At 71.7% G+C, this 21,941-nt stretch carries 21 protein-coding genes and 1 riboswitch; of the genes, 5 read left to right on the plus strand and 16 right to left on the minus strand.

The genetic code is table 11. The annotated features are described in order from the left end of the window. Nucleotides 1–68 precede the first annotated feature (68 nt). Nucleotides 69–299, plus strand: a complete 231-nt coding sequence (locus tag FKN01_RS18205) for a hypothetical protein (RefSeq protein WP_143621872.1) — start codon at nt 69–71, stop codon at nt 297–299. Nucleotides 300–318: 19 nt separating this feature from the next. Here the strand turns inward: FKN01_RS18205 and FKN01_RS18210 are convergent, their stop codons facing one another. The 3 genes from FKN01_RS18210 to FKN01_RS18220 all read right to left on the minus strand — a co-directional run bounded on the left by FKN01_RS18210 (nt 319) and on the right by FKN01_RS18220 (nt 2,866). Further along, nucleotides 319–939 carry a PadR family transcriptional regulator gene (locus FKN01_RS18210; protein WP_143621874.1) on the minus strand — a complete coding sequence of 207 codons (621 nt, stop codon included), beginning with the start codon at nt 937–939 and terminating at the stop codon, nt 319–321. 247 nt (nt 940–1,186) lie between these two features. Further along, nucleotides 1,187–2,185 carry a HEAT repeat domain-containing protein gene (locus tag FKN01_RS18215; RefSeq protein WP_185992888.1) on the minus strand — a complete coding sequence of 333 codons (999 nt, stop codon included), beginning with the start codon at nt 2,183–2,185 and terminating at the stop codon, nt 1,187–1,189. 12 nt (nt 2,186–2,197) lie between these two features. Next, nucleotides 2,198–2,866: a HEAT repeat domain-containing protein gene (locus tag FKN01_RS18220; RefSeq protein WP_143621924.1), complete on the minus strand. Its 669-nt coding sequence runs from the start codon at nt 2,864–2,866 to the stop codon at nt 2,198–2,200. Nucleotides 2,867–2,997: 131 nt separating this feature from the next. Between FKN01_RS18220 and FKN01_RS18225 the strand changes: the two genes are divergently transcribed. Next, nucleotides 2,998–3,816 carry a PhzF family phenazine biosynthesis protein gene (locus FKN01_RS18225; RefSeq protein WP_143621876.1) on the plus strand — a complete coding sequence of 273 codons (819 nt, stop codon included), beginning with the start codon at nt 2,998–3,000 and terminating at the stop codon, nt 3,814–3,816. Between the two features lie 10 nt (nt 3,817–3,826). Here FKN01_RS18225 and FKN01_RS18230 read toward each other — a convergent pair whose 3' ends face one another. Both FKN01_RS18230 and FKN01_RS18235 read right to left on the minus strand, forming a co-directional pair. Further along, nucleotides 3,827–4,606: a CPBP family intramembrane glutamic endopeptidase gene (locus tag FKN01_RS18230; RefSeq protein ID WP_260696941.1), complete on the minus strand. Its 780-nt coding sequence runs from the start codon at nt 4,604–4,606 to the stop codon at nt 3,827–3,829. A 420-nt stretch (nt 4,607–5,026) separates the two neighbouring features. Continuing rightward, nucleotides 5,027–6,532, minus strand: coding sequence for a glutamate-cysteine ligase family protein (locus tag FKN01_RS18235; protein WP_143621880.1), 1,506 nt, complete (start codon nt 6,530–6,532; stop codon nt 5,027–5,029). A 480-nt stretch (nt 6,533–7,012) separates the two neighbouring features. Here FKN01_RS18235 and FKN01_RS18240 point away from each other — a divergent pair, with 480 nt between their 5' ends. Both FKN01_RS18240 and FKN01_RS18245 read left to right on the plus strand, forming a co-directional pair. Then, nucleotides 7,013–7,609, plus strand: a complete 597-nt coding sequence (locus tag FKN01_RS18240) for a hypothetical protein (protein WP_143621882.1) — start codon at nt 7,013–7,015, stop codon at nt 7,607–7,609. Nucleotides 7,610–7,930: 321 nt separating this feature from the next. Then, complete coding sequence (locus FKN01_RS18245) at nt 7,931–8,137, plus strand: DUF5999 family protein (protein WP_073969024.1); 207 nt, start codon at nt 7,931–7,933, stop codon at nt 8,135–8,137. An 87-nt stretch (nt 8,138–8,224) separates the two neighbouring features. On the opposite strand, the gene gcvP is transcribed toward FKN01_RS18245, so the two are convergent. Beyond that, a complete protein-coding gene (gene gcvP / locus FKN01_RS18250; protein ID WP_143621884.1) occupies nt 8,225–11,110 on the minus strand; it encodes an aminomethyl-transferring glycine dehydrogenase in 2,886 nt (961 codons plus the stop codon). A gap of 193 nt (nt 11,111–11,303) precedes the next feature. Beyond that, a riboswitch (glycine riboswitch) is annotated at nt 11,304–11,401 on the minus strand. A 116-nt stretch (nt 11,402–11,517) separates the two neighbouring features. Here gcvP and FKN01_RS18255 point away from each other — a divergent pair. Continuing rightward, complete coding sequence (locus FKN01_RS18255; RefSeq protein WP_143621886.1) at nt 11,518–11,886, plus strand: PRC-barrel domain-containing protein; 369 nt, start codon at nt 11,518–11,520, stop codon at nt 11,884–11,886. On the opposite strand, the gene FKN01_RS18260 is transcribed toward FKN01_RS18255, so the two are convergent. The 10 genes from FKN01_RS18260 to FKN01_RS18305 all read right to left on the minus strand — a co-directional run bounded on the left by FKN01_RS18260 (nt 11,811) and on the right by FKN01_RS18305 (nt 21,757). Then, on the minus strand, nt 11,811–13,280 hold the full coding sequence (locus FKN01_RS18260; protein WP_143621888.1) for a DNA polymerase IV: 1,470 nt from the start codon (nt 13,278–13,280) through the stop codon (nt 11,811–11,813). The two genes, FKN01_RS18255 and FKN01_RS18260, sit on opposite strands and share 76 nt — an antisense overlap. A 93-nt stretch (nt 13,281–13,373) precedes the next feature. Continuing rightward, nucleotides 13,374–13,991, minus strand: a complete 618-nt coding sequence (locus tag FKN01_RS18265) for a MerR family transcriptional regulator (RefSeq protein ID WP_143621890.1) — start codon at nt 13,989–13,991, stop codon at nt 13,374–13,376. 166 nt (nt 13,992–14,157) lie between these two features. Then, entirely contained in the window at nt 14,158–14,634 is a 477-nt protein-coding gene (locus FKN01_RS18270; protein ID WP_026171779.1) for a bifunctional nuclease family protein, read from the minus strand. A gap of 53 nt (nt 14,635–14,687) precedes the next feature. Then, nucleotides 14,688–15,428 carry a MerR family transcriptional regulator gene (locus FKN01_RS18275; protein WP_143621892.1) on the minus strand — a complete coding sequence of 247 codons (741 nt, stop codon included), beginning with the start codon at nt 15,426–15,428 and terminating at the stop codon, nt 14,688–14,690. A 42-nt stretch (nt 15,429–15,470) separates the two neighbouring features. Then, entirely contained in the window at nt 15,471–16,334 is an 864-nt protein-coding gene (locus FKN01_RS18280) for a zinc-ribbon and FHA domain-containing protein (RefSeq protein ID WP_260696942.1), read from the minus strand. Nucleotides 16,335–16,416: 82 nt separating this feature from the next. Then, nucleotides 16,417–17,193 (minus strand): DUF881 domain-containing protein, encoded by a 777-nt coding sequence (locus tag FKN01_RS18285; protein ID WP_143621896.1) that lies wholly within the window; start codon nt 17,191–17,193, stop codon nt 16,417–16,419. A 5-nt stretch (nt 17,194–17,198) separates the two neighbouring features. Then, complete coding sequence (locus tag FKN01_RS18290) at nt 17,199–17,531, minus strand: small basic family protein (RefSeq protein ID WP_003970459.1); 333 nt, start codon at nt 17,529–17,531, stop codon at nt 17,199–17,201. Continuing rightward, on the minus strand, nt 17,528–18,430 hold the full coding sequence (locus tag FKN01_RS18295; protein WP_143621898.1) for a DUF881 domain-containing protein: 903 nt from the start codon (nt 18,428–18,430) through the stop codon (nt 17,528–17,530). The genes FKN01_RS18290 and FKN01_RS18295 overlap by 4 nt, the downstream gene beginning before the upstream one ends. Nucleotides 18,431–18,539: 109 nt before the next feature. Then, nucleotides 18,540–21,035, minus strand: coding sequence for a mannose-1-phosphate guanyltransferase (locus FKN01_RS18300; protein ID WP_143621900.1), 2,496 nt, complete (start codon nt 21,033–21,035; stop codon nt 18,540–18,542). Nucleotides 21,036–21,148: 113 nt separating this feature from the next. Continuing rightward, nucleotides 21,149–21,757 carry a CDP-alcohol phosphatidyltransferase family protein gene (locus FKN01_RS18305; protein ID WP_143621902.1) on the minus strand — a complete coding sequence of 203 codons (609 nt, stop codon included), beginning with the start codon at nt 21,755–21,757 and terminating at the stop codon, nt 21,149–21,151. Nucleotides 21,758–21,941: the final 184 nt, after the last annotated feature.

Genomic DNA, 21,941 nt, shown 5'->3' on the forward strand with positions numbered 1-21,941 from the left:
AACCAAGGCCCCGCCCGTACACGTCCCCCAGCGCGTAGCGGTTGTCCGCGGCGCGGGAAGGGGGCCGGGTGAGCCGGCTGGTGTCCCCGCCGGCGCTCGACGGGCGCGAGTACGTCTGCCGGGTCCACGCACCGCCGGACGCCCTGCCCGCGGATCTGTTCCGGTGCGCCTTTCACCGCCACGACGACGGCCCGCACCCCCGTACGTCCGACCGCTTCGACGCGGCGCGGATCCGGCCGGTCGCGACGGGGGCCCGAACAGCGAGGGAGCCCGGCGGCCTGGGCCACCGGGCTCCGTGACACCGGCCCACGGCGGGGCTCAGTGCTCGTCGGCGAGGATGAGGTACAGCTTCTTGCGGGCTTCGTTGATGACGGCGACCGCCTTGTCGCGCTGGTCGGCCGAGCCGGTCTTCCAGACCTGGCCGAACGCCTCCATCAGAGCGAACCCGGCCTGCCTGACCTCGTTCACGCTCTCCCAGTCGACACCGCGCCCGGCCTCTTCCCAGGGCGCCTCGGGCCCGGTCTCGGCCTCGGTGCGGCCGGTGCCGGTGAGCGTGAACAGCTTCTTGCCGCCCTCGCTCGCGCTGGTGATCAGCCCCTCGTCCTCCAGCAGCTGAAGGGTCGGGTACACCGAGCCGGGGCTGGGCCGCCAGGCCCCGCCGCTGCGCTCGCCGATCTCCTGGATCATCTCGTACCCGTGCATCGGCCGGTCCTTGAGCAGCGCCAGGATCGAGGCGCGCACATCGCCGCGCCGCGCCCTCCCCCGGCCGCCGCCCCGATTCCGTCCGCCCCCGAAGGGCCCGCCGCCGAACGGCGGCCCGAACGGCCCGAAGGCCGCCCGCTGCCCCTCAAAACCACCCCGCTGCCCCTCGGGGCCGTACGGGCCGCGCCCGCGGCCATGCCCGTGTCCGTGTCCATGCTCGAATCCGTGTGAACGCATGACGTACTCCTCTGCTTGCGTCGATCTATTACCTATCGCTGCACTGTCGCGATGCCTCAACGATATATCGGAACAGATCGCATGACAACCCCGTCGAGCCTTCCCGGGCTCCGGAGTCCTGGAGTACGTGTGTGTGCGGGGCGCCCCCGCCCCGCACGAAGCCTGCGCCGTACGCGCCCGCACGAGCCCCGCGCCGTCCGCGCCCCGCTCGACGCCGCGGCGGCCCTACCGGGACGCGGCCCGGCCCTCAGCGCCCCCGCAGCCCCAGCAGGTACACCGCCGTCACCGCCACGCCCCGGTCCCCGTCCCGCGCCAGCTCCTCCAGCGCCCGCGTCGCCGTCGGGCCCGGGATGTCCGCCAGTGCCTGGGTAAGGCGGCGGCGGGCGGGCGCGTCGACGGCGGCGCCGGCGAGCCGGTCGACGACCGCGGAGGCGATCCGCTCGGCCGTCTCCGGAGCGGCGGCCAGCACCCCCAGGGCGTCGGCCGCGTCCACGTCCCGCACCGCCTCCGCGACCATGTCGATGAGCGTCGGAATCGCCTCGGCCACCCCGCGCGCACCGAGCGCCGGCGCCGCGTACCGGCGTACCGCGGCATCGGGATGCCCGAGGGCGTCCCGCAGCAGCGCGCTCGCCGCCTCACCCGGGATCGCGGCGACCGCCCGCACCGCGCGGGCGCGCACCGCCGCGACGGGCGAGTCCAGGCCCTTCGCCAGCGGGCCGAGCCCGTCGCCCGCCCGCGCCAGGGCCCAGCGCAGCGCGCCGGCCACGCTGGGGTCCGGCTCACTCAGCACCGCCTCGGCCAGGGCCTCCGCCGGCACGGGCGCCTCGCCCGTCGAGGACAGCGCCGCCCGCTGACGGGTGCCCGGGCTCCCGTAGCCCAGGGCCTGGAGGAGGGCGACGGTACGCAGGACCTCATCCCAGTCCCCGGGTTCCGCGGCACCGATCCGGCTCAGCCGCGTCAGCAGCTCCGTCTCGCTCGCGATCCGCTCCCGGGTCCGCCGGACCAGGTCCTCCACGAGACCGGCCGGGCTGAAACCGGGATCGTCCAGGGCACGCCCCACTTCGCGCAGCGAGAGGCCCAGGGACCGCAGGCTCTCGATGTGGAAGACGCGCCGGACGTCCTCGCCGGAGTACTCCCGGTATCCGACGTCGTTGCGCCCCGTGGGCCGCACCAGTCCCAGCGACTCGTAGTGCCGGAGCATGCGCGCGCTGACCCCGGACCGCCGCGCCACCTCACCGATCAGCACCGTGCATCACCCTCACCTCTCCTGACCGTACGCCCCGAGGGCCACCCTCCGCTTCGCTTCCTCGATCGCGAGGTCGAACCCGGCGTCCGGGTCGCGCCGCAGCTCCTCGGTGGCGAGCGCGTGTTCGCGGACCCGGGGCTCGGGGTGCGCGGCGGCGGCGTCCAGCGCCGGTACGGCCGCCGCGCCGAGTGCGATCAGGGCCCGGCTGAGACTCAGCCGCGTCTCGCGTCCGCCGCGCCCGAGCTGCCCGGCCAGCACGTCCGCGAGCGCGGGCGCCCCGTCCTCGGGCACGAGGGCGACCGCGGCCCGCCACGCGGCGCGTGCCACCTCGTCGTCGGGGTCGGTGAGCAGGGCCCGGGTGATCGCCGGCCAGGCCCGCCGGTCCCCGGTCTTGGACAGCGTGTGCAACGCCTGGCTTCGGGCCTGCGGGCGCTCGGAGCGGAGCTCGCCGACGAGCGCGGGGACCGTCAGGTCCCGCGGGTGCCGGGTGAGCGCCCAGGTCAGCATCTCCCGCACGGAGAAGTCGGGCTCGGTCGCGCACCGGTCCACGAGCCGGTCCACCAGCCGGGCGTCCGGCACCGATCCGACCGCCAGCGCGGTCCGCAACCGCACCGAAGCGTCACCGTGTTCCAGCCCGCGCACCGCACGCGCGACGGCCGTGTCCTCGTTCGCCGTGGTCATCCGGACCACCTCCTCGCCGCCGAGTGAAGCGCTTGACACCGTGGCAAGGTCAAGCCCGGAGAGGCCCTGAGGGGCCACCGGTCCGCGATTGGCCTTGGTCCCCGGCCCGGGCGGAGCCCTACGGTCGGCCTATGAGGATTCGCACCGTGGACGCGTTCACCGACCGCCCCTTCACCGGCAACCCCGCCGGTGTCCTGCTGTTCGGCCCCGAGGGCTTCCCCGAGGACGCCTTCCTCCAGCGGGTCGCCGCCGAACTGAACCTCTCCGAGACCGCGTTCGCCCATCCAGTGCCGCCGGGCGGCGACGCGGACTGGGCGCTGCGGTGGTTCACGCCGGTCACCGAGGTGGACATGTGCGGCCACGCCACCCTGGCCACGGCCCACGTCCTGCACACCACGGGCGCCGCGACCGGCACGGTCCGCTTCGCCGCCCGGTGCGGCACGCTGACGTCGGCCGCCCACCCGGACGGTTCGCTCACGCTCGACTTCCCGACCGCCCCGCTGACGCCCGAGCCCGCCCCGGACGGTCTCGCCGAGGCCCTGGGCGCGGAGCCGCTGTCCGTGCACGACACGGGCGCGCAGGTCGGGGACCTGCTGGTGGAGCTGCGGGACGAGGCGACCGTACGGGGCCTGGCCCCGGACTTCGCGGCGCTGGCCGCGCTCTCGCGGCGCGGCGTCATCGCCACGGCCGCCGCCACGCCGGCGCGTGCGTACGACTACGTCTCGCGCGGCTTCTTCCCGGCCGTGGGCATCGACGAGGACCCGGTGACCGGCAGCGCGCACACCGCTCTGGCCCCGTTCTGGTCGGCCCGGCTCGGCCGCGACCGGCTGACCGGGCTGCAGGTCTCCGCCCGCTCCGGTCTCGTCCACACCTCGCTGCGCGGCGCGCGCACCCTGCTGACGGGCCGCGCGGTCACGGTGCTGGACGGCGAACTGCTCGTCGGCCCGTGACCCGGGGGGCTCACGGCGTGGGCAGCCAGCCCACCTTCCCGGCGAGCAGCGCGTAACCGACGAACGCGCCGATGTCCAGGAGCGCGTGCGCCGCGACGAGCGGGCCCACCCGCTGCCAGCGCCGGTACAGCAGCACGAAGACGACGCCCATCACCATGTTGCCGATGAACCCGCCGACGCCCTGGTAGAGGTGGTACGAGCCGCGCAGCACCGAGCTCGCCAGCAGCGCCGCCGTCGGCGTCCAGCCCAGCTGCCCCAGCCGGCGCAGCAGGTATCCGACGACGATCACTTCCTCCAGTACGGCGTTCTGGAGGGCCGACAGGATGAGCACGGGGAACTTCCACCACACGTCGGGCAGTGACTCCGGGACGACGGTGAGGTTGAAGCCCGCCGCCCTGGCCACCAGGTAGAAGGCCAGCCCGGCACTGCCGATGCCCGCCGCGACGACCGCGCCCCGTGCCACGTCCTGCCCGGGCCGGGTGCGGTCGAAGCCGAGGACCCGCAGCCCGGCCCCTTCGCGGATGAGCAGATGCGCGACGAGTGCGACGGGCACCAGCGCGGTCGTGATGCCGAAGAGCTGCCAGGCGAGATCCAGCCAGGGGCGGCCCGGGGCGGCCGAGCTGTTGAGGGTCGCCGCCTGATCCTTCAACCCCCCTGGTTTCGTCAGTGATCCGACAAAGCTGATGAGGGCGGACACACCACTCGCCCCCAGCGAGAGGGCCAGGACCAGCACCGTCTCGGACCGGAGAATCCGTCGTGACACGGTCTCCTGGGGAAAAGAATCAGCCACGCGCCCCGCCTCCACCTGTACACCTGCCCTCAGTTGTGCGTTCGTGTCCCACGCCCCTCGCCACCCCGCCGGGGCCTCGAACGCAGGCACGAAGATCATGCGCGACCGGTCGGGGGACGAGCGCCATTGCCGATGGCGTGGTCCCCCTTTTCCTCGTACGTCCTCAAGGAGGGGCACCACCGGCATGGGAGGTCACAGCTTGCCCGATGACCGCGCGGCGACCGGAGGCGGGGACCGCCCGCCGCACCGCCGGCGGACGCGGCCATCGACGGACGGGGCGGACCGGGCCGAGCGGTCGGGTCGGAGGCGGACAGCGGGGAACCGGACGAGACAGCGGAAAACCAGGAGGTGATGACGGCGTGCCAGGCGCCCGCGCGGCCGGCGGGCGGGCGCGGCCGGCCGCGGCGGACCGGCCGGCCGTCAGGGCGCCGGGATGCCCGCCGGCCAGGTGTGCACCGGGTCGCCGCCCTGCATCAGCTCGCCGTAGCGCCGGGTCATCGCGGCGAGCGCGGCGCCCCGGTCCAGGCCGGCCTCGCGCGCCCGGTGGTAGGTGTCCGCCTGCCAGGACGCGCCGTTCGTCCGCCGCTTGCAGCGCCCCTCGATGATCCCGAGGTAGTGGTCCCGGTCCGCCGGCTCGATGTTCCAGCCGTCGAGCCCGGCGGCGGCGAGCGGCAGCAGCTCGTCGCGCACCAGCTTCGTCACCGGCACCCGGGTCAGCCCGCCGGAACGGCCGGGCCGGGGCCACAGCAGCTCGGCCTCGATGCCGTGGCGGCACGCGGTCTCGAAGTTCTCCGCGGCGGCGGAGAACGGCATCCGGGTCCACACCGGACGCGACTCGTCCGCCAGCGCCCGCACCAGGCCGTAGTAGAGCGCGGTGTTGGCGATGACGTCGGCGACGGTCGGGCCCGCGGGCAGCACCCGGTTCTCCACGCGCAGGTGCGGGACGCCGTCGGCGATCCCGTACACCGGGCGGTTCCACCGGTAGACCGTGCCGTTGTGGAGGACCAGCTCCTTCAGCTGGGGCACCCCGCCGTCGGCGAGGACGCGCAGGGGCTCCTCCTCGTCGCAGATGGGCAGGAGCGGCGGGAAGTACCGCAGGTTCTCCTCGAAGAGCTCCTCGACCGAGCCGACCCACTTCTCCCCGAACCAGGTCCTGGGCCGCACGCCCTGGTTGCGCAGTTCGGGCGGCCGGGTGTCCGTGGCCTGCTCGAACAGCGGTGGGCGCGACTCCCGCCACACCTCCCGGCCGAAGAGGAACGGCGAGTTGGCGCCCAGGGCCACCTGGACGGCGGCGACGGCCTGCGCCGCGTTCCACACGTCGGCGAAGCGTTCCGGAGTGACCTGGAGATGCAGCTGCAGCGAGGTGCAGGCCGCCTCCGGGGTGATCGAACCGGCGGTGGCGACCAGCCGCTCCACGCCTTCGATATCGAGCGAGAAACTCTCGCCGCGCGCCGCCAGCATTTGATCGTTCAGGAGGGTGTAGCGGTCGACGTCGGAGAGATTGGACCGGACCATGTCGGCACGGCCGAGCGTCGGCAGGATTCCGATCATCATGATCCCGGCGTCGACTTCCCCGGCCTTCCGGTCGGCATATCCGAGCCCGGCCCGCAGCTCCTCGGCCAACTGATCCAATACACGCCCCGACAGATGATGAGGGACTATGTTCACCTCAAGATTGAACATCGCCAGTTCCGTCTGGAAATCGTGACTCGCGATGCGCTCCAGCACCTGCCCATTCAACATCTTCGGCATGGCGTCGGCGCCCGTGAGATTGAGTTCGATCTCCATGCCCATGAGGTTGCGCGGCCGGTCGAACCGCCGCTCGGCCAGGAGCCCGGACAGCGCCTCCAGGCACTGCTGCAGTTTCTTCCGGTACCTCTGCCGGTCGGACAGGTCAAAGGCGCCCGCGACGACCTTCTCCCCCATCGAAGTGTCCTCCTCACATGGCCGGCACGCGGCCCGGGCCGCCCGCATCACGATCGATAATGCCCGCAGGACGTGATCCGTAACGCCCCGCGGACGGCGCACACACGCTAATCTGAGCGCCGGGGCCGCGGGCACATTCACTCGGCATGACGCACCGGGCCGTTTCCCCGTACGGCGGGCTCGTAAAGCCCCGACGGGTTTCGGCCGACCGCAGCGCGGGAAAAACCCGAGGCGGCGGCTGCGCCGCTCGCGCCGAATCAGCATGATCTCCGCATAATAAAGTCCGGATACCGCCTTGCCGGCAATAGCCGTGGCGGCTAGTGGAAACACCGCGTGAACACGTGTCGTATAAACTCCGCGGACGAGGCAGAGAGTTGACGCACCGGCTCAGTCACCGGCCTCCTCTGGCCCCGCACGCCGACAACGCCGTCCGCACCCGCCCGCGCACCACCGTGTCTCCGAAGTGAGAGGCGACCCAATATGCCGCTGCATGTTCCCCCGGCCCCCGCGCCCGCGCTGCGCAGCGTTCTCGCGGCGCTCGGTTCACCGACCGCCGTCCGCGAGGCCCGCACGCCCGCCCTGCGGTCCGCCCAGGGACCCCTGAGCCCCGAACACCCGCTCCCCGTCCATGTGCTGGGCGTCGCCCCGGGCGATGTCGCACCCGCCACCCGGCTCGCCGCCTGGCGCTTCCAGATCCGCAGCGCGGAGCGGGCGGTGGCGGCGGCGGACACCATGCTCACCGCGGACGGCTGGGCCTTCTCGCACTTCTTCGAGGGCCCGTACATCGCCTCGACGGAGCTGGCGCTGCGCCAGGCGGAGGGGATGAGCGGCCCCTACCAGCCGAGGCTGCTGTCCATCCCCGACCTCTACATGCTGGCCCTGTGGCTGCACGGCGACCCCACGGCGGACGCCTCCTGCGGCGCACCCGGCCCGGACGACGTGCTCGTACCGCTGTCCCCGGCGCCTCCCGGCTTCGCCGCCCACCGGCCGCACCGGGCCGCCGACCTGCTGCCGGTGATCACCACCCGCATCACCCCCGGCCCCGGCCCGCTGCTGGGCTCGCCGGCCCCGGCCTGAGGCCCGCGGCCTCCCGTCCGCGTGCGGTGCCCCGTCGCCCCTTCCGGCGGCGGGGCACCGCACGCGGACGCGCGTACGACACCCCGCCCATCCGGACTAGCCCCATCCGGCTACCCCTAACCCCCCGAAATGACAGTGCAGTTGAGCTGAACCGTCCGGGTGGGTGACGCGTCATGGGAGGAGTGGAAGCGCTGCGGCGAAATCCCTGCGGATTGTCGCCCGTGGGGCAACACTGGGATGCGACCGATCGACACGGGGGCGGTCATGAACACCTCGTCACACCGCAGGCCACTCAACTCGACGCAGCGAAAGAACCCATCCATGTGCCAGCATCAGCCACCCTGCCCGACAGCCGACTCAGCCGACCGGGAAGCCGCCCGCCAGGTGGCCCACCACCCGGAGCAGGGCTGGAGCCTGCTGTGCAACGGCGTCCTGCTCTTCGAGGACACCGGTGAGCTGCTTCCGGACGGGCAGATCATCGCCCCGCACAGGCCCCTGGCGGCAAGCCGGGTGGTCAAGGCCGCCTGAGCGGCCCGGTACGGAAAAGGGGCCGGCCGGAGAAGTCTCCGCACCGGCCCCGACGCGTGTCCGCGTCACACCGCTTCGCTCACCCGATCAGTTGTCGTACTCGTCCAGGGGCGGGCACGAGCAGACGAGGTTGCGGTCACCGAAAGCACCGTCGATCCGCCGCACCGGCGGCCAGTACTTGTCGGCGGCCGAAACACCGGCCGGGAAGACCGCCACCTCGCGGCTGTACGCGTGCTCCCACTCCCCGCCCAGCGCTGCGGCGGTGTGCGGGGCGTTGGCGAGCGGGTTGTCGTCCACGCTCCACTCCCCAGACGCCACCTTCTCGATCTCGGCGCGGATCGCGATCATCGTGTCGCAGAAGCGGTCCAGCTCCGCGAGGTCCTCGCTCTCGGTCGGCTCGATCATCAGCGTGCCGGCGACGGGGAACGACATGGTCGGCGAGTGGAAGCCGTAGTCGATGAGCCGCTTGGCGACGTCGTCGATGCTGACGCCGGTCGCCTTGGAGATCGGCCGGAGGTCCACGATGCACTCGTGCGCCACCAGACCGGCCGGGCCGTTGTAGAGGATCGGGTAGTGCGGTTCGAGACGCTTGGCGATGTAGTTGGCCGCGAGTACGGCCACCTGCGTCGCCCGCTTCAGGCCCTCGCCGCCCATCAGGCGTACGTACGCCCACGAGATCGGGAGGATGCCGGCGGAGCCCCAGGGGGCCGCCGAGATCGGGCCGACACCGGTCTCCGGGCCCGCCGCGGGCTGCAGCGGGTGGTTGGGCAGGTACGGCGCCAGGTGGGCGCGCACACCGACCGGGCCGACGCCGGGGCCGCCGCCGCCGTGCGGGATGCAGAAGGTCTTGTGCAGGTTCAGGTGCGAGACGTCGCCGCCGAACCGGCCGGGCTTGGCCAGGCCGACCAGGGCGTTGAGGTTGGCGCCGTCGACGTAGACCTGGCCGCCGGCGTCGTGCACCTCGGCGCAGATGTCGGCGACGTGCTCCTCGAAGACGCCGTGCGTCGACGGGTAGGTGATCATGAGCACGGCCAGCTCGTCGCGGTACTGCGTGATCTTGGCGCGCAGGTCCTCGATGTCGACCTCGCCGTCGTCGGCGGTCTTGACGACGACCACCTTCATGCCGGCCATCACGGCGCTCGCGGCGTTGGTGCCGTGCGCGGAGGACGGGATCAGACAGACGGTCCGGTTCTCGTCGCCGTTGGCGCGGTGGTACGCGCGGACGGCCAGCAGCCCCGCGAACTCGCCCTGCGAGCCGGCGTTCGGCTGGATGGACACCGCGTCGTAACCGGTGACCTCGGCCAGCCGCTCCTCCAGCTCGCGAATGAGCGTCAGGAAGCCCTGCGCCTGCTCGGCGGGCGCGAACGGGTGCAGCGCGCCGAACTCGGGCCAGGTGATCGACTCCATCTCCGCGGTCGCGTTCAGCTTCATGGTGCAGGAGCCGAGCGGGATCATGCCGCGGTCCAGCGCGTAGTCGCGGTCGGCGAGCCTGCGCAGGTAGCGCAGCATCGCGGTCTCGGACCGGTGCTGGTGGAAGACCGGGTGGGTGAGGATCGTGTCGGTGCGCAGCAGCGCCTCGGGCAGCGCGTCCTCGGTGGTGGCGTCCAGCGCCTCGACGTCCCCGTCGGCCCCGAAGGCGGCCCAGACGGCGGCGACCTGGGTGCGGGTCGTCGTCTCGTCGCAGGCCAGCGACACGGTGTCGGCGTCGACCAGGCGCAGGTTGACCCCGCGCTCCCGGGCGCCGGCGACGACCTCGCCCGCCTTGCCGGGGACCCGGACGGTGAGCGTGTCGAAGCAGGAACCGGTCACCACGTCGACGCCGGCGGCACGCAGGCCCGCGGCGAGGATCGCGGCGTAGCGGTGGGTGCGCCGGGCGATCGTGCGCAGGCCCTCGGGGCCGTGGTAGACGGCGTACATGCCGGCCATGACGGCGAGCAGCACCTGGGCGGTGCAGATGTTGCTGGTGGCCTTCTCGCGGCGGATGTGCTGCTCGCGGGTCTGGAGGGCCAGGCGGTACGCCTTGTTGCCGTCGGCGTCCACGGAGACGCCGACCAGACGGCCGGGCAGGCTGCGGGCGAACTTGTCGCGGACCGCCATGTAGCCGGCGTGCGGGCCGCCGAAGCCCATCGGGACGCCGAAGCGCTGCGTGGTGCCGACGGCGATGTCGGCGCCCAGCTCGCCGGGCGAGGTGAGCAGCGTGAGGGCCAGCAGGTCGGCGGCGACGGTGACGATCGCGCCCAGCTCGTGCGCCCGGTCGATCACGGGCTTGAGGTCCCGGACGGCCCCGGAGGCGCCGGGGTACTGGAGGAGCACGCCGAAGACGCCGCGCTCGGCGACCTCGGCCGGGATGCCCTCGGTGAGGTCGGCGACGACGACCTCGACGCCGGTCGGCTCGGCGCGGGTCTCGATGACCGCGACGGTCTGCGGCAGGGTGTCGGCGTCGACCAGGAAGACGCCGTTCTTGACCTTGCCGACGCGCCGGGCGAGCGCCATGGCCTCGGCGGCGGCGGTGCCCTCGTCGAGCAGCGAGGCCCCGGAGGTGGGCAGGCCGGTGAGCTCGGCGACCATCGTCTGGAAGTTCAGGAGGGCTTCGAGGCGGCCCTGGGAGATCTCCGGCTGGTACGGCGTGTAGGCCGTGTACCAGGCCGGATTCTCCATGACGTTGCGCAGGATCACCGGCGGGGTGAACGTGCCGTAGTAGCCGAGCCCGATCATCGGAGCGAGGACCTGGTTGCGGTCGGCGAGCCGGCGGAGTTCGGCCAGCACCTCGGCCTCGGTCCTGGCCTCCGGCAGTGCCAGCGCCTCGGCGCTCTTGATCACGTCCGGCACGGCGGCTGCGGTCAGCTCGTCCAGCGAGCCGTAGCCGACCTGGGCGAGCATCTTCGCCTGCGCCTCGGCGTCGGGGCCGATGTGGCGCTGCTCGAACGGAATGCCCTGTTCCAGCTGCGTGAGCGGGGTGCGTCGGGGGGTCATGGTGGAGGCCTCCTGGTCTGTCACGACCTGCGAGGGGCACCGCGGCGCCGGGTGCCCTGACGGCCTCCCCCTCTGTCATCTCAACCTGAGAGCTTCACCGGCACCACACGGGCGCCGGCTTTCACCGTCGGTGAGGGAGAGGCTCCGTACGGCCCATCGGCCGCGCACAACCCGCCCTGCTTTCCAGAGTGACCTCGTCCGTGCGGTACGGGGGCCTGAGAGATTCCGGGGAGGATTTGCTCCTTCGGCGTCCTCCGGATCGGCTCCGGACGACTCTCCCGCACGGGGTCAGCAGCCATGACCAGACTACCAGCGGGGTACAGGACGGGAATTCTCGAGTGGCCAAGACCATGGAACTGCATTTCTGTAGTCCCTGTGGACCAGCCGCGACCCGTGTGGGAGGGACCGTGCAGACCGACATCGACCCGCGCAGCCTGATCGGCCGCAAGGCGTTCGACCGCAAGGGCGCCAAGATCGGGACCGTGGACGAGGTGTACCTCGATGACGCGACCGGCGTCCCCGAATGGGCGGCCGTGCGCACCGGGCTCTTCAGCCGTGACGCCTTCGTCCCTCTGGAACCCAGCGAATTCGTGGACGACACCCTCCGTGTCCCCTTCGACCGGGCGCTGATCAAGGACGCGCCGGACTTCGGCGTGGGCCGCCACCTCTCCCCCGAGCAGGAACTCCAGCTCTACCGGCACTACGGCCTGGATGCCGCCCCCGGCGCACCGGCCCCGGACCGCGACTTCGGCCGGCTGGCGGGCCAGGAGGAGTAGTCCGGCGGGTCCGGGACGAGCGGCAGGGGGTCGGCGGGCCGCAGCGCGGGATCGTCCACGCGGAACGGGCGCCCCCGGCCGGGGGCCGCCGCCCCCGGTTCCTCGAAGCGCACGGTCACCCGGCCGACCCCGCTCCCCTGCACCCAGCCGTGTCCGTGGACCTCGTGGAGCACGTCGTGCCCGGCGGGCCAGCGGCGAGCGGCCAACTGCTCGGCGGCAGCCTCCTCCGCCCCCGGCCCGTCGTCCGCCGCGCCCGCGCGGGCCTCGGCGGCCTCCTGCGGCGCGGCCACGTCGTCCTCCGGGGCTGCCGCCGCCCGCGCCCCGGCGGCCTGGGCGAAAAGGTCCTCCTGGGTGTAGTCGGCGAGCCCCGTGACGCCGACGCCCAGCAGCCGCACCCCGCCGGTGGTGTCGACCGCCTCCAGGAGCCGGGCGGCGGCCTCCCGGACGACCGCGGGGTCGTCCGTCGGCCCGCGCAGCGTCTCGGAGCGGGTCAGCGTGGAGAAGTCGTACCTGCGCACCTTGAGCACCACCGTGCGCCCCGAGCGCCCCGCGCCCCTGAGGCGCTGGACGCACCGGTCGGCCAGCCGCTCCACCTCGGTGCGCACCCGGACGCGGTCGTGCAGGTCCATGTCGAAGGTGTCCTCGACGGAGACGGACTTCGCGTCGCGCTCCGCGACCACCGGCCGGTCGTCGAAGCCGTAGGCCATCCGGTGCAGCGCGGCGCCGTGCGCCTTGCCCAGCAGCCGTATCAGCTCGGCCTCGCCCGCCTCGGCGAGGTCGTTGACCGTCGTCATGCCGGCGCGGCGCAGATGGTCCGCCGTGGCGGGGCCGACGCCGGGCAGGGTGCGCACCGGCATGGGCGCGAGGTGCGCGCGCTCGGTGCCCGGCTCGATCAGGCGTATCCCGTCGGGCTTGGCCTCCTCGGAGGCGATCTTGGCGAGCATCTTGGAGCCGGCGAGCCCGACGGATCCGCTCAGTCCGGTGACCGCCTGGATGGCCGCGCGCAGTTCCCGGCCGATCTCCAGGGCGGAGGCGGTGTCGTCGGCGGTGCCGCCTGCTTCGAGGTCCACGAACGCCTCGTCCAGGCTGAGCGGTTCCACCAGCGGCGAGAGCCGGCCCAGGAGCTCCATGACCTGGTCGCTCACCGACCGGTACAGCGTGAAGCGCGGGACCAGATAGGCGGCGTTCGGCGCGAGCCGTCTGGCCTGCGCCATCGGCATCGCCGAGTGCACCCCGAAGCGCCGTGCCTCGTACGAGGCGGTCGCGACGACCCCGCGCGGCCCGAGCCCGCCCACCACGACCGGTTTGCCGCGCAGGCTGGGCTTGGCCGCCTGCTCCGCGGAGGCGTAGAAGGCATCCATGTCCAGATGCAGGATGGTGGGCGCGGCTCTCACATCAGCCGATGCTGCCCTACGGCACTGACAATCGCCGCGCCAGCACGGCCCGGCGCCCGCGATTCCCGCCCCCCGGGGCGGGCCCTCAGCGGTTCAGACGGCCCGGTTGCGGCGCCGCGCGAGCTCGTCGGCCGGGTTGTGTCCGATCAGCGTCTCGCCGGTGTCGACGCGCTCCCCGTGCAGCTGCGACAGGGCGGCGTCCACGTCGCGCCACACGACACCGACGGCGATCCCGAAGACGCCCTGACCGCCCTGGAGCAGATCGACCACCTCGGTGGGCGAGGAGCACTCGTAGACCGTGGCCCCGTCGCTCATCAGCGTCATCCGCTCCAGGTCCTGGAAGCCCCGGGCCCGCAGGTGCTGGACGGTGGTCCGGATGTTCTGGAGCGCCACTCCGGTGTCGAGGAAGCGCTTCACGATCTTCAGCAGGACGACGTCCCGGAAGCTGTATAGCCGCTGGGTGCCCGACCCGTAAGCCGGGCGGACGCTCGGCTCCACGAGGCCGGTGCGCGCCCAGTAGTCCAGCTGCCGGTACGTGATCCCCGCCGCCGCGCACGCCGTGGGCCCGCGGTAGCCGATGTCGTCGGCCGATGCCACGCCGCCCCCCGCCGCCGCAGCCGGCGCAGCCGACTGCCTGATGGTCCGGCCGGCCGTACTCCCCTGCTGCGGATACGGCGCACCCGCTGCCGTACCGTCGCCGCTGTTTCTCACGCCGACCTCCGTCCTTGACCTGCCCACTCGAAGGTAGGCAGTCACCCGGGGTGCGTCAACGATCGCCACACTCGGCACGCCGAGTGATAATCACCCTGAGGGTGGTTTCGCGTGACCGTTGACGGGGAAAGGCTCACCGGATGTGCCGGTGGCCGCCCCGGAGACGTCACTGGCTGTTGTTCGTCCCGAAGTCCTCCGGAGAGATCTGATCGAGGAACTCGCGGAATTTCTCCACCTCGTCCTCCTGCTCGTCGGGGATCGCGATCCCCGCGTCGTCCAGCACCCCGTCACTGCCGTAGATCGGCGTGCCGGTGCGCAGGGCGAGGGCTATGGCGTCGGAAGGCCGCGCGCTCACCTCGACACCGCCGGCGAAGACCAGCTCCGCGTAGAAGACCCCTTCGCGGAGGTCCGTGATCCGGACCTCGGTGAGCTCCTGGCCGACGGCCTCGAGCACATCCTTGAAGAGATCATGGGTCAGCGGCCTGGCCGGAGCCATGCCCTGCTGGGCGAAGGCGATCGCGGTCGCCTCACCAGGACCGATCCAAATGGGGAGGTACCGGTCGCCTCCCACTTCACGCAGGAGCACGATCGGCTGGTTGGAGGGCATTTCCACCCGGACACCCACAACGTCGAGCTCGTTCACACAGCAACCCTAGGACGTGCTCGGCAGGTTTGGGTAGTCGGGCTGGTCCGCCTTCAGTGCAGCCGTACCTGCAGGGCGGTCTGTACGAGCGCGGAGTGCAGCCGTACGGAGAGCTCAGCCAGCTCCTTCGCGGTCGCCTCCGCATGGGCTCTGGTCTGCGGATTCCGGTGCCGGCGCAGCGGCGCGACCATCTGCTCGATGAGCCCGGCCTCCCGGTCGGCGGCGGCCCGGACGGCCCTCAGGTGACGAGGTTCCAGACCGAATCGCCCCAGTTCCGCCACAAGCCTGGCGACGGTCACCATCTCGGCGTCGTACCCGCCGTCCGCGGTGGGCACGACCAGGCCGTACGACTCCCAGTCGTCCAGATCGCTCTCGGTGACCTCCGCGGCGACGAGGAGCTCGGCCCGGCCGATGCGCGCGGCGGTGGCCCGGCCCGGCACCCCGGCCGGCTCACCGTCCGCCTGCCGCGGTTCCCCGTCGGGGGACGGCAGGGCGGCCTGCTCACCGCGGGCCAGGGCGTCCAGGTGCTCGCGGATGACCTTCAGCGGCAGATAGTGGTCCCGCTGCATCCGGAGCACCTGGGCGAGCCGCTCGACGTCCGCGGCGACGAACTTCCGGTAGCCGGAAGGGGTCCGCTGCGGTTCGACGAGCCCTTCGGCCTCCAGAAAGCGGATCTTGGAGATGGTGACCTCGGGAAACTCCTCCCGCAGCTGCAGGAGCACCGTGCCGATGCTCATCGGCCGGCCGTCGGCGGCGGTGCCGTGTCGGGCACCGCCGCTCGGTGTTCTCAGCATGGACCTTCCTGGGGTTCCCCCCGGACGGCGTCCGGGGGCGGGTCAGATGCCCCGCTGGCTCGCGTAGAAGACCAGCCGGTACTTGCCGATCTGCACTTCGTCGCCGTTGGACAGGGCGACGGAGTCGATCCGCTCACGGTTGACATAGGTGCCGTTGAGGCTGCCGACGTCCCCGACCGTGAAGCTGCCGTCGGCGCCCCGGCGGAACTCCACATGGCGGCGGGAGACCGTCACGTCGTCCAGGAAGATGTCGCTCTGCGGGTGACGGCCGGCCGTGGTCAGCTCACCGTCCAGCAGGAAGCGGCTGCCGCTGTTGGGGCCGCGCCGCACCACTAGGAGCGCCGAGCCGAGCGGCAGGGCGTCGACGGCGGCCTGCGCCTCTGGCGACAGCGACGGCAGGGCGGTCTGGCCGGTGGCCTCCGCCTCGTACGCCTCGAGGCCCGAGATCGAGATGGTCGACGTCGTCTCCGAGGCGCGCTCCGGGACTCCGCCCCGCAGCGGCGCACCGCAGTTGGAGCAGAAACGGCTGGCCTCGGCATTGCGGTGGCCGCACCTCGTACACACCGGCATGGACGAAGCCTCCTGGCTCGGGGCTCCGAAACCTATGCGGCCGGGACCGGCAGGGTCAACGGACGACGCGCCGGGACCGCCCGGGTAGTCACCCCCCTGGCCTGTCACCTGGTCGCGGAAGAGCGGGCGCTCCGCGCCCTGCTCGTCGGGCTGACCATGGCGCGGCGCGCGATGACGCGCGGCCTCATCGCGGGCGCTCTTGCCGAACAACTTCGCAAACAACTTCACGGGCGATTCCCCTTGACCGAAACAGACCCGCCCGTGGGGCAGGACGAACCCTGAATGAACACACCTGCCGACCCGGACATCTGCACAACGTCCGTATCCACCCGACAGTTTCCACCACGCGCCACGATTACGAAGCGGCGACCCCCCGCAACCGTCCGCTCGTGTTCCCCGACGCCCGGGCGCCCGGGGATCACTGGCCCGACGACCGAGCGTAGTCAGGCCGCTCCGCCGGTCGCAAGGCGTCCACGACAATGTCGTCGGCCCGCAGCACATGCACGGTGGCCTGCTCCTTCTCCAGCGTCTGCACGACACCCCCGGGGATGTTCAGCGCCGGTTCCAGATCCTGCGGCTTGCCGATGACCTTGAAGACGTACGGGGCGGTGATCTTGCGTCCGTCGACCTTGACGGCTCCCGCGTCACCGGAGAAGTACGTATTGGCCACCACCCGGACCCCGTTGACCTCGACGGCCTCGGCGCCGGCCGCCCTGAGCTCCTGCAGGGCGTCGAGCAGCATGTCGGGCCGCACGGCACCGCCGGTGTCGTTGACCGTCATGGTGATCCCGGGGCCGTGGGCCGCCACGGTCCCGGCGAGCACGCCGAGTTGCCGCTCCTTCTCGACCGTCTGTTTCCGGGCCTCCTCGGCCTGGTCGGAGCTGTTCTCCAGCTCCGTGCGCTGGGCGTCGAGGCGCTGCTTCTCGTCCTCCAGCCGCTGCGTGCGGTCGTCCACCTCGTCCAGGATGCGCACCAGGTCCTCCTGGCGCGCACCCCGCAGGGCGTTGCCGTCGCTGTTGGACCGCACCTGGATGGCGAGCCCGAGGCCGAGGCCGAACAGCAGGAGGGCGACGATGAGTTGGGCGCGGGTCACCCGGGGCGGCCAGAGGCCGGCCTTCAGCCGCTGACGCCCGGTGAGTTCCCGCGGGGTGTCCGCCCGGGACTCCCCGCCGTCGTTGATGTCGTCGTTGCTCATCGGCATCAGGCCCGGAAGACGTGGCGGCGGATCGCCGCGGCGTTGGAGAAGATCCGGATGCCCAGCACGACCACCACGCCCGTGGAGAGCTGGGCTCCGACGCCCAGCTTGTCGCCCAGGAAGACGATGAGGGCCGCCACGACCACGTTCGAGAGGAACGAGACCACGAAGACCTTGTCGACGAAGATGCCGTCGAGCATGGCCCTCAGCCCGCCGAACACCGCGTCGAGCGCGGCGACGACGGCGATGGGGAGGTAGGGCTCGACCACCGCCGGAACTTCGGGCCGGACCAACAGTCCGACCACGACTCCCACGACGAGGCCCAGTACGGCGATCACGATGTGCCCTTCCCTGTGTCTGCGGCCTTGTATGGCTCTGCTGTCCGTACGATCAGGCTCGGGGCGGCCGGAAGGCTCAGCTCCTCCTGCGCGGAGATGCTGGTCCGGATGTCGAAGGTGTCCTTCAGCGCCTGCAGGTACTGGCCGTCGGCACTGTCCCGGAAGGCCGTACCCAGCTTCTTGCCGTCCCCCACCGCGAGCACCGAGTACGGGGGCACGAGCGGTTTGTTGTCGACCAGTATGGCGTCGCCCGCGGCCCGGATCGCCGACAGGGCCGTCAGCCGCTGTCCGTTGATGGCGATGGCCTCGGCGCCGGATTCCCACAGCCCGTTCACGACGCGCTGCATGTCCCGGTCCCTGACCCGTCCGGTGTCGGAGAAGCCGCTGGTCTCGCGGGGTCCGCCGCCGCCCTGTTCGGTGTTCTCGGCGTCGTCCACGACGACCTTGAGCCCCGGCCCCTGCACGGGCGTGGCCCCGGAGAGCAGCGCCACCAGCTGGCCCTGGTCTCCTCCGTGCTCCTGCAGGGCCTTGCGCTGCCGCTCGCCGACGTCGTCGCGGACCTCTTCCACCTGGGTCTCCAGGGTGTCGGCGGCGGCCGTCTCGGCGTCGATGCGGTCGATCAGCTCCTGCTTCTCCTTGGCCAGGACCGGCGCGGTCACCCGGGCCTGGGCGGCGCCGAGCGTGACGACGAGGGCGGCGAGGACCAGGCAGGCGGCGAGCCCCAGCTTGGCTTTGAGCGTACGGGGCAGGCCGGCGCGCCCCTCCGCCTCGCGCCGCGCCGCCGCTTCGGCGTAGCCGTCGTCCAGGCTGTGCTCCATCACGTTGGTCAGCAGCAGCATGGACGCGTCGGGGCGTTTGGGCGGCGGGGCCGTGCTCCGACCGGGGGGCTGCTGCGACATGCCGCACATCGTCGCATGTCGCGGCGGCTTACGCCGAATGGCCCCACCTGTGGCTGCTCAGCCGCGCGGGGGACGGGCGATGCCCGCGCCCGTCCCCCGCGGCCGGGCCTCAGTTGCCCGCGCTGTCCACGACCGCCGCCCACTCGTCGAGCAGCGCCTCGGCGGAGGCGTCGTCGGGCCCCTCGGCCCACAGGTGGGTGACGGCTTCGGCCGGGTCCGGCAGCACCATGACCCAGCGCCCGTCCGCCTCGACGACCCGCACGCCGTCCGTCGTGTCGACGTCCCGGTCGCCGGCCGCCTCCACGACCCGGCGCATGACGAGGCCCTTCACGGCCCACGGTGTCGCCAGGTCACGGCGCAGGACATGGGCGCGCGGGATGCGGGCGTCGATCTGGCTCAGCGTGAGCTGGGTCCTGGCGACGAGCCCGATGAGCCGCACGAATGCGGCCGTCCCGTCGAAGACACTGGCGAATTCGGGAACGATGAAGCCGCCGCGCCCGTCTCCTCCGAAGATGGTGCCTTCCTCACGCCCCACCCGGGTCAGGTCGTCCGGCGACGTGGTCGTCCACTCGACCTGCGTGCCGTGGTACGCGGCGACCTGCTCGGCGACCCTGGTCGTGGTGACCGGGAGCGCCACCCGCCCGCTGCGCCGCTCGGCGGCGACGAGGTCGAGCATGACGAGCAGCGCCCGGTCGTCCTCCACGATCCGGCCTCGTTCGTCCACCAGGGACAGCCGCTCGCCCACGGGGTCGAAGCGGACGCCGAAGGCCGCCCGCGCCGAGGAGACGATCTCGCCCAGGCGCACGAGACCCTTGCGCCGGGCCTCGGCCGTCTCGGTCGGCCGGGACTCGTCGAGGCCGGGGTTGATGGTCAGCGCGTCCACGCCCAGCCGTCCGAGGAGGCTCGGCAGCACGAGTCCCGCGCTGCCGTTGGAGGCGTCGACGACGACCTTCAGCTGGGCGTCGGCGATCCCGGTCGTGTCCACGTTGCGCAGCAGTGACCCGGTGTACGAGTCGAAGACGCTGGACGGGAAGTAGATGTCACCGATCTCGCCGGGGAAGGCACGCCGGTACTCCTGCCTGGCGTAGACGCGGTCCAGCTTTCGCTGCCGCGCCTGAGAGAGGTCCGCCCCGCGTTCGTCGAAGAACATGATGTCGACGGAGTCGGGCACGCCCTGCGACGTACGGATCATGATTCCGCCGGCGCTGCCGCGCGCGGTCTGCTGACGCGCGACGGGCAGCGGCACGTTCTCCAGGTCCCGTACGTCGATGGCGCTGGCCTGGAGCGCGGAGATCACGGCGCGTTTGAGCGCCCGTGCGCCTCGGGAGTGGTCCCGGGCGGTGGTGACGGTGGAGCCCTTCTTGAGCGTCGTCGCGTAGGCACCGGCCAGCCTGACGGCGAGCTCGGGGGTGATCTCGACGTTCAGGATGCCGGAGACGCCGCGTGCCCCGAAGAGGTGGGCCTGGCCGCGGGACTCCCAGATCACCGAGGTGTTGACGAAGGCGCCGGCCTCGATGGTCTTGAAGGGGTAGACGCGGACGTTCCCCTGAATGATCGATTCCTCACCGACGAGGCATTCATCGCCGATGACCGCGCCGTCCTCGATCCGGGAGGCACGCATGATGTCGGTGTTCTTGCCGACCACACAGCCGCGCAGGTTGCTGTGGTCGCCGATGTACACGTTGTCGTGGACCACGGCCTTGTGCAGGAAGGCGCCGCTCTTGACGACGACGTTGGACCCGATGACCGTGTGCTCGCGGATCTCCACGCCGGCCTCGACCTTTGCGTAGTCCCCGATGTACAGCGGGCCGCGCAGCACGGCGTCGGGGTGCACGTCGGCGCCTTCGGCCACCCAGACCCCGGGCGAGATCTCGAAGCCGTCGATTTCGACGTCGACCTTGCGCTCCAGCACGTCGGCCTGGGCCTTCACATAGCTCTCGTGGGTGCCCACGTCCTCCCAGTAGCCCTCGGCGACATAGCCGTAGATGGGCTTGCCCTCCTTCATGAGCTGCGGGAAGACGTCCCCGGACCAGTCCACCGAGGCATCGGCCTCGACGTAGTTGAAGACCTCGGGCTCCATGACGTAAATGCCCGTGTTCACGGTGTCGGAGAAGACCTGGCCCCAGGTCGGCTTCTCCAGGAAGCGTTCGACCTGACCCTGCTCGTCCACGATCGTGATCCCGAATTCCAGTGGATTGGGAACGCGGGTGAGGCAGACGGTGACGAGGCCGCCTTTCTCCTTGTGGAAGGCGATGAGATCCGTGAGGTCGAAGTCGGTGAGCGCGTCACCGGAAATGACGAGGAAGGTGTCGTCCTTCAGCGCCTCTTCGGCGTTCTTCACGCTGCCGGCGGTGCCGAGCGGCTTCTCCTCATTGGCATAGCTCAGCTCCATGCCGAGCTCTTCGCCGTCTCCGAAGTAATTCTTCACCAGGGAGGCTAGGAACTGAACGGTCACGACCGTCTCGTTGAGCCCGTGCCGTTTCAGCAGCCGGAGCACATGCTCCATGATCGGCCGATTGGCCACGGGCAGGAGCGGTTTGGGCATGCTCGAGGTCATGGGGCGAAGGCGAGTGCCTTCGCCGCCAGCCATTACGACGGCCTTCATGTCGGAAACGTCCTCCTTGAGAGACGACGGTCGAGCCGACTTCGCCCGTCAGGGCGGCTTCTGTGTCATCAGCCGCGGGCCGGCGGCGTTGCACGGCACCACATCAGCGAAGCTCAATCGGCTACTGCATCCGCCTTGACCAGGCGGCGGACCTGAACCACGTACAAGATTCCTGCCCACCAATAGAGGGTTGTACCCCACCCTGCGAACGCCCATCCGAAAACGGTGGCCACCTCTGCCAGCCAACCATGCCCGTCGCTGAGCAGCAACAAGGGGAATGCGTACATGAGGTTGAACGTGGCTGCCTTGCCGAGGAAGTTCACCTGGGGCGGCGGATAGCCGTGCCGGCGCAGGATTCCGACCATCACGAGGAGCATCAGCTCGCGGGCGAGCAGGGCGATGGTGAGCCAGAGAGGCAGGATCTCGCGCCAGGTGAGTCCGACGAGAGTGGAAAGAATGTAGAGACGGTCGGCGGCCGGGTCGAGCAGCCGGCCGAGGCTGCTGATCTGGTTCCAGCGGCGTGCGAGCTTGCCGTCGAGGTAGTCGCTGACGCCGCTGAACATCAGGACCAGCAATGCCCAGCCGTCGCTCTCGGGCCCGCCGAACTCGGGGCGGAGAATCAGCCACAGGAAGACGGGTACGCCGACCAGGCGCAACATGCTGAGGATGTTGGGGATGGTGAGTACCCGGTCCGTCTGAACGCGGGTCTCCTGGACCTCCACCCGGGGGCCTCCTGTGTCAAGAACGTGCCAACGATGCCCCCTGACCCTACCCTCAGCCCCGGATGCCGAGCGCACAGGGGTGCCGGGCGCCCCTGGGAACGCGAAAAAGCCCCGTGCCACAAGGGCACGGGGCTCTTCCTAAAAGGAGTTCGGCGGCGTCCTACTCTCCCACAGGGTCCCCCCT

The organism is Streptomyces sp. 130 (assembly GCF_007096885.1).
Classification (GTDB): Bacteria; Actinomycetota; Actinomycetes; order Streptomycetales; family Streptomycetaceae; genus Streptomyces.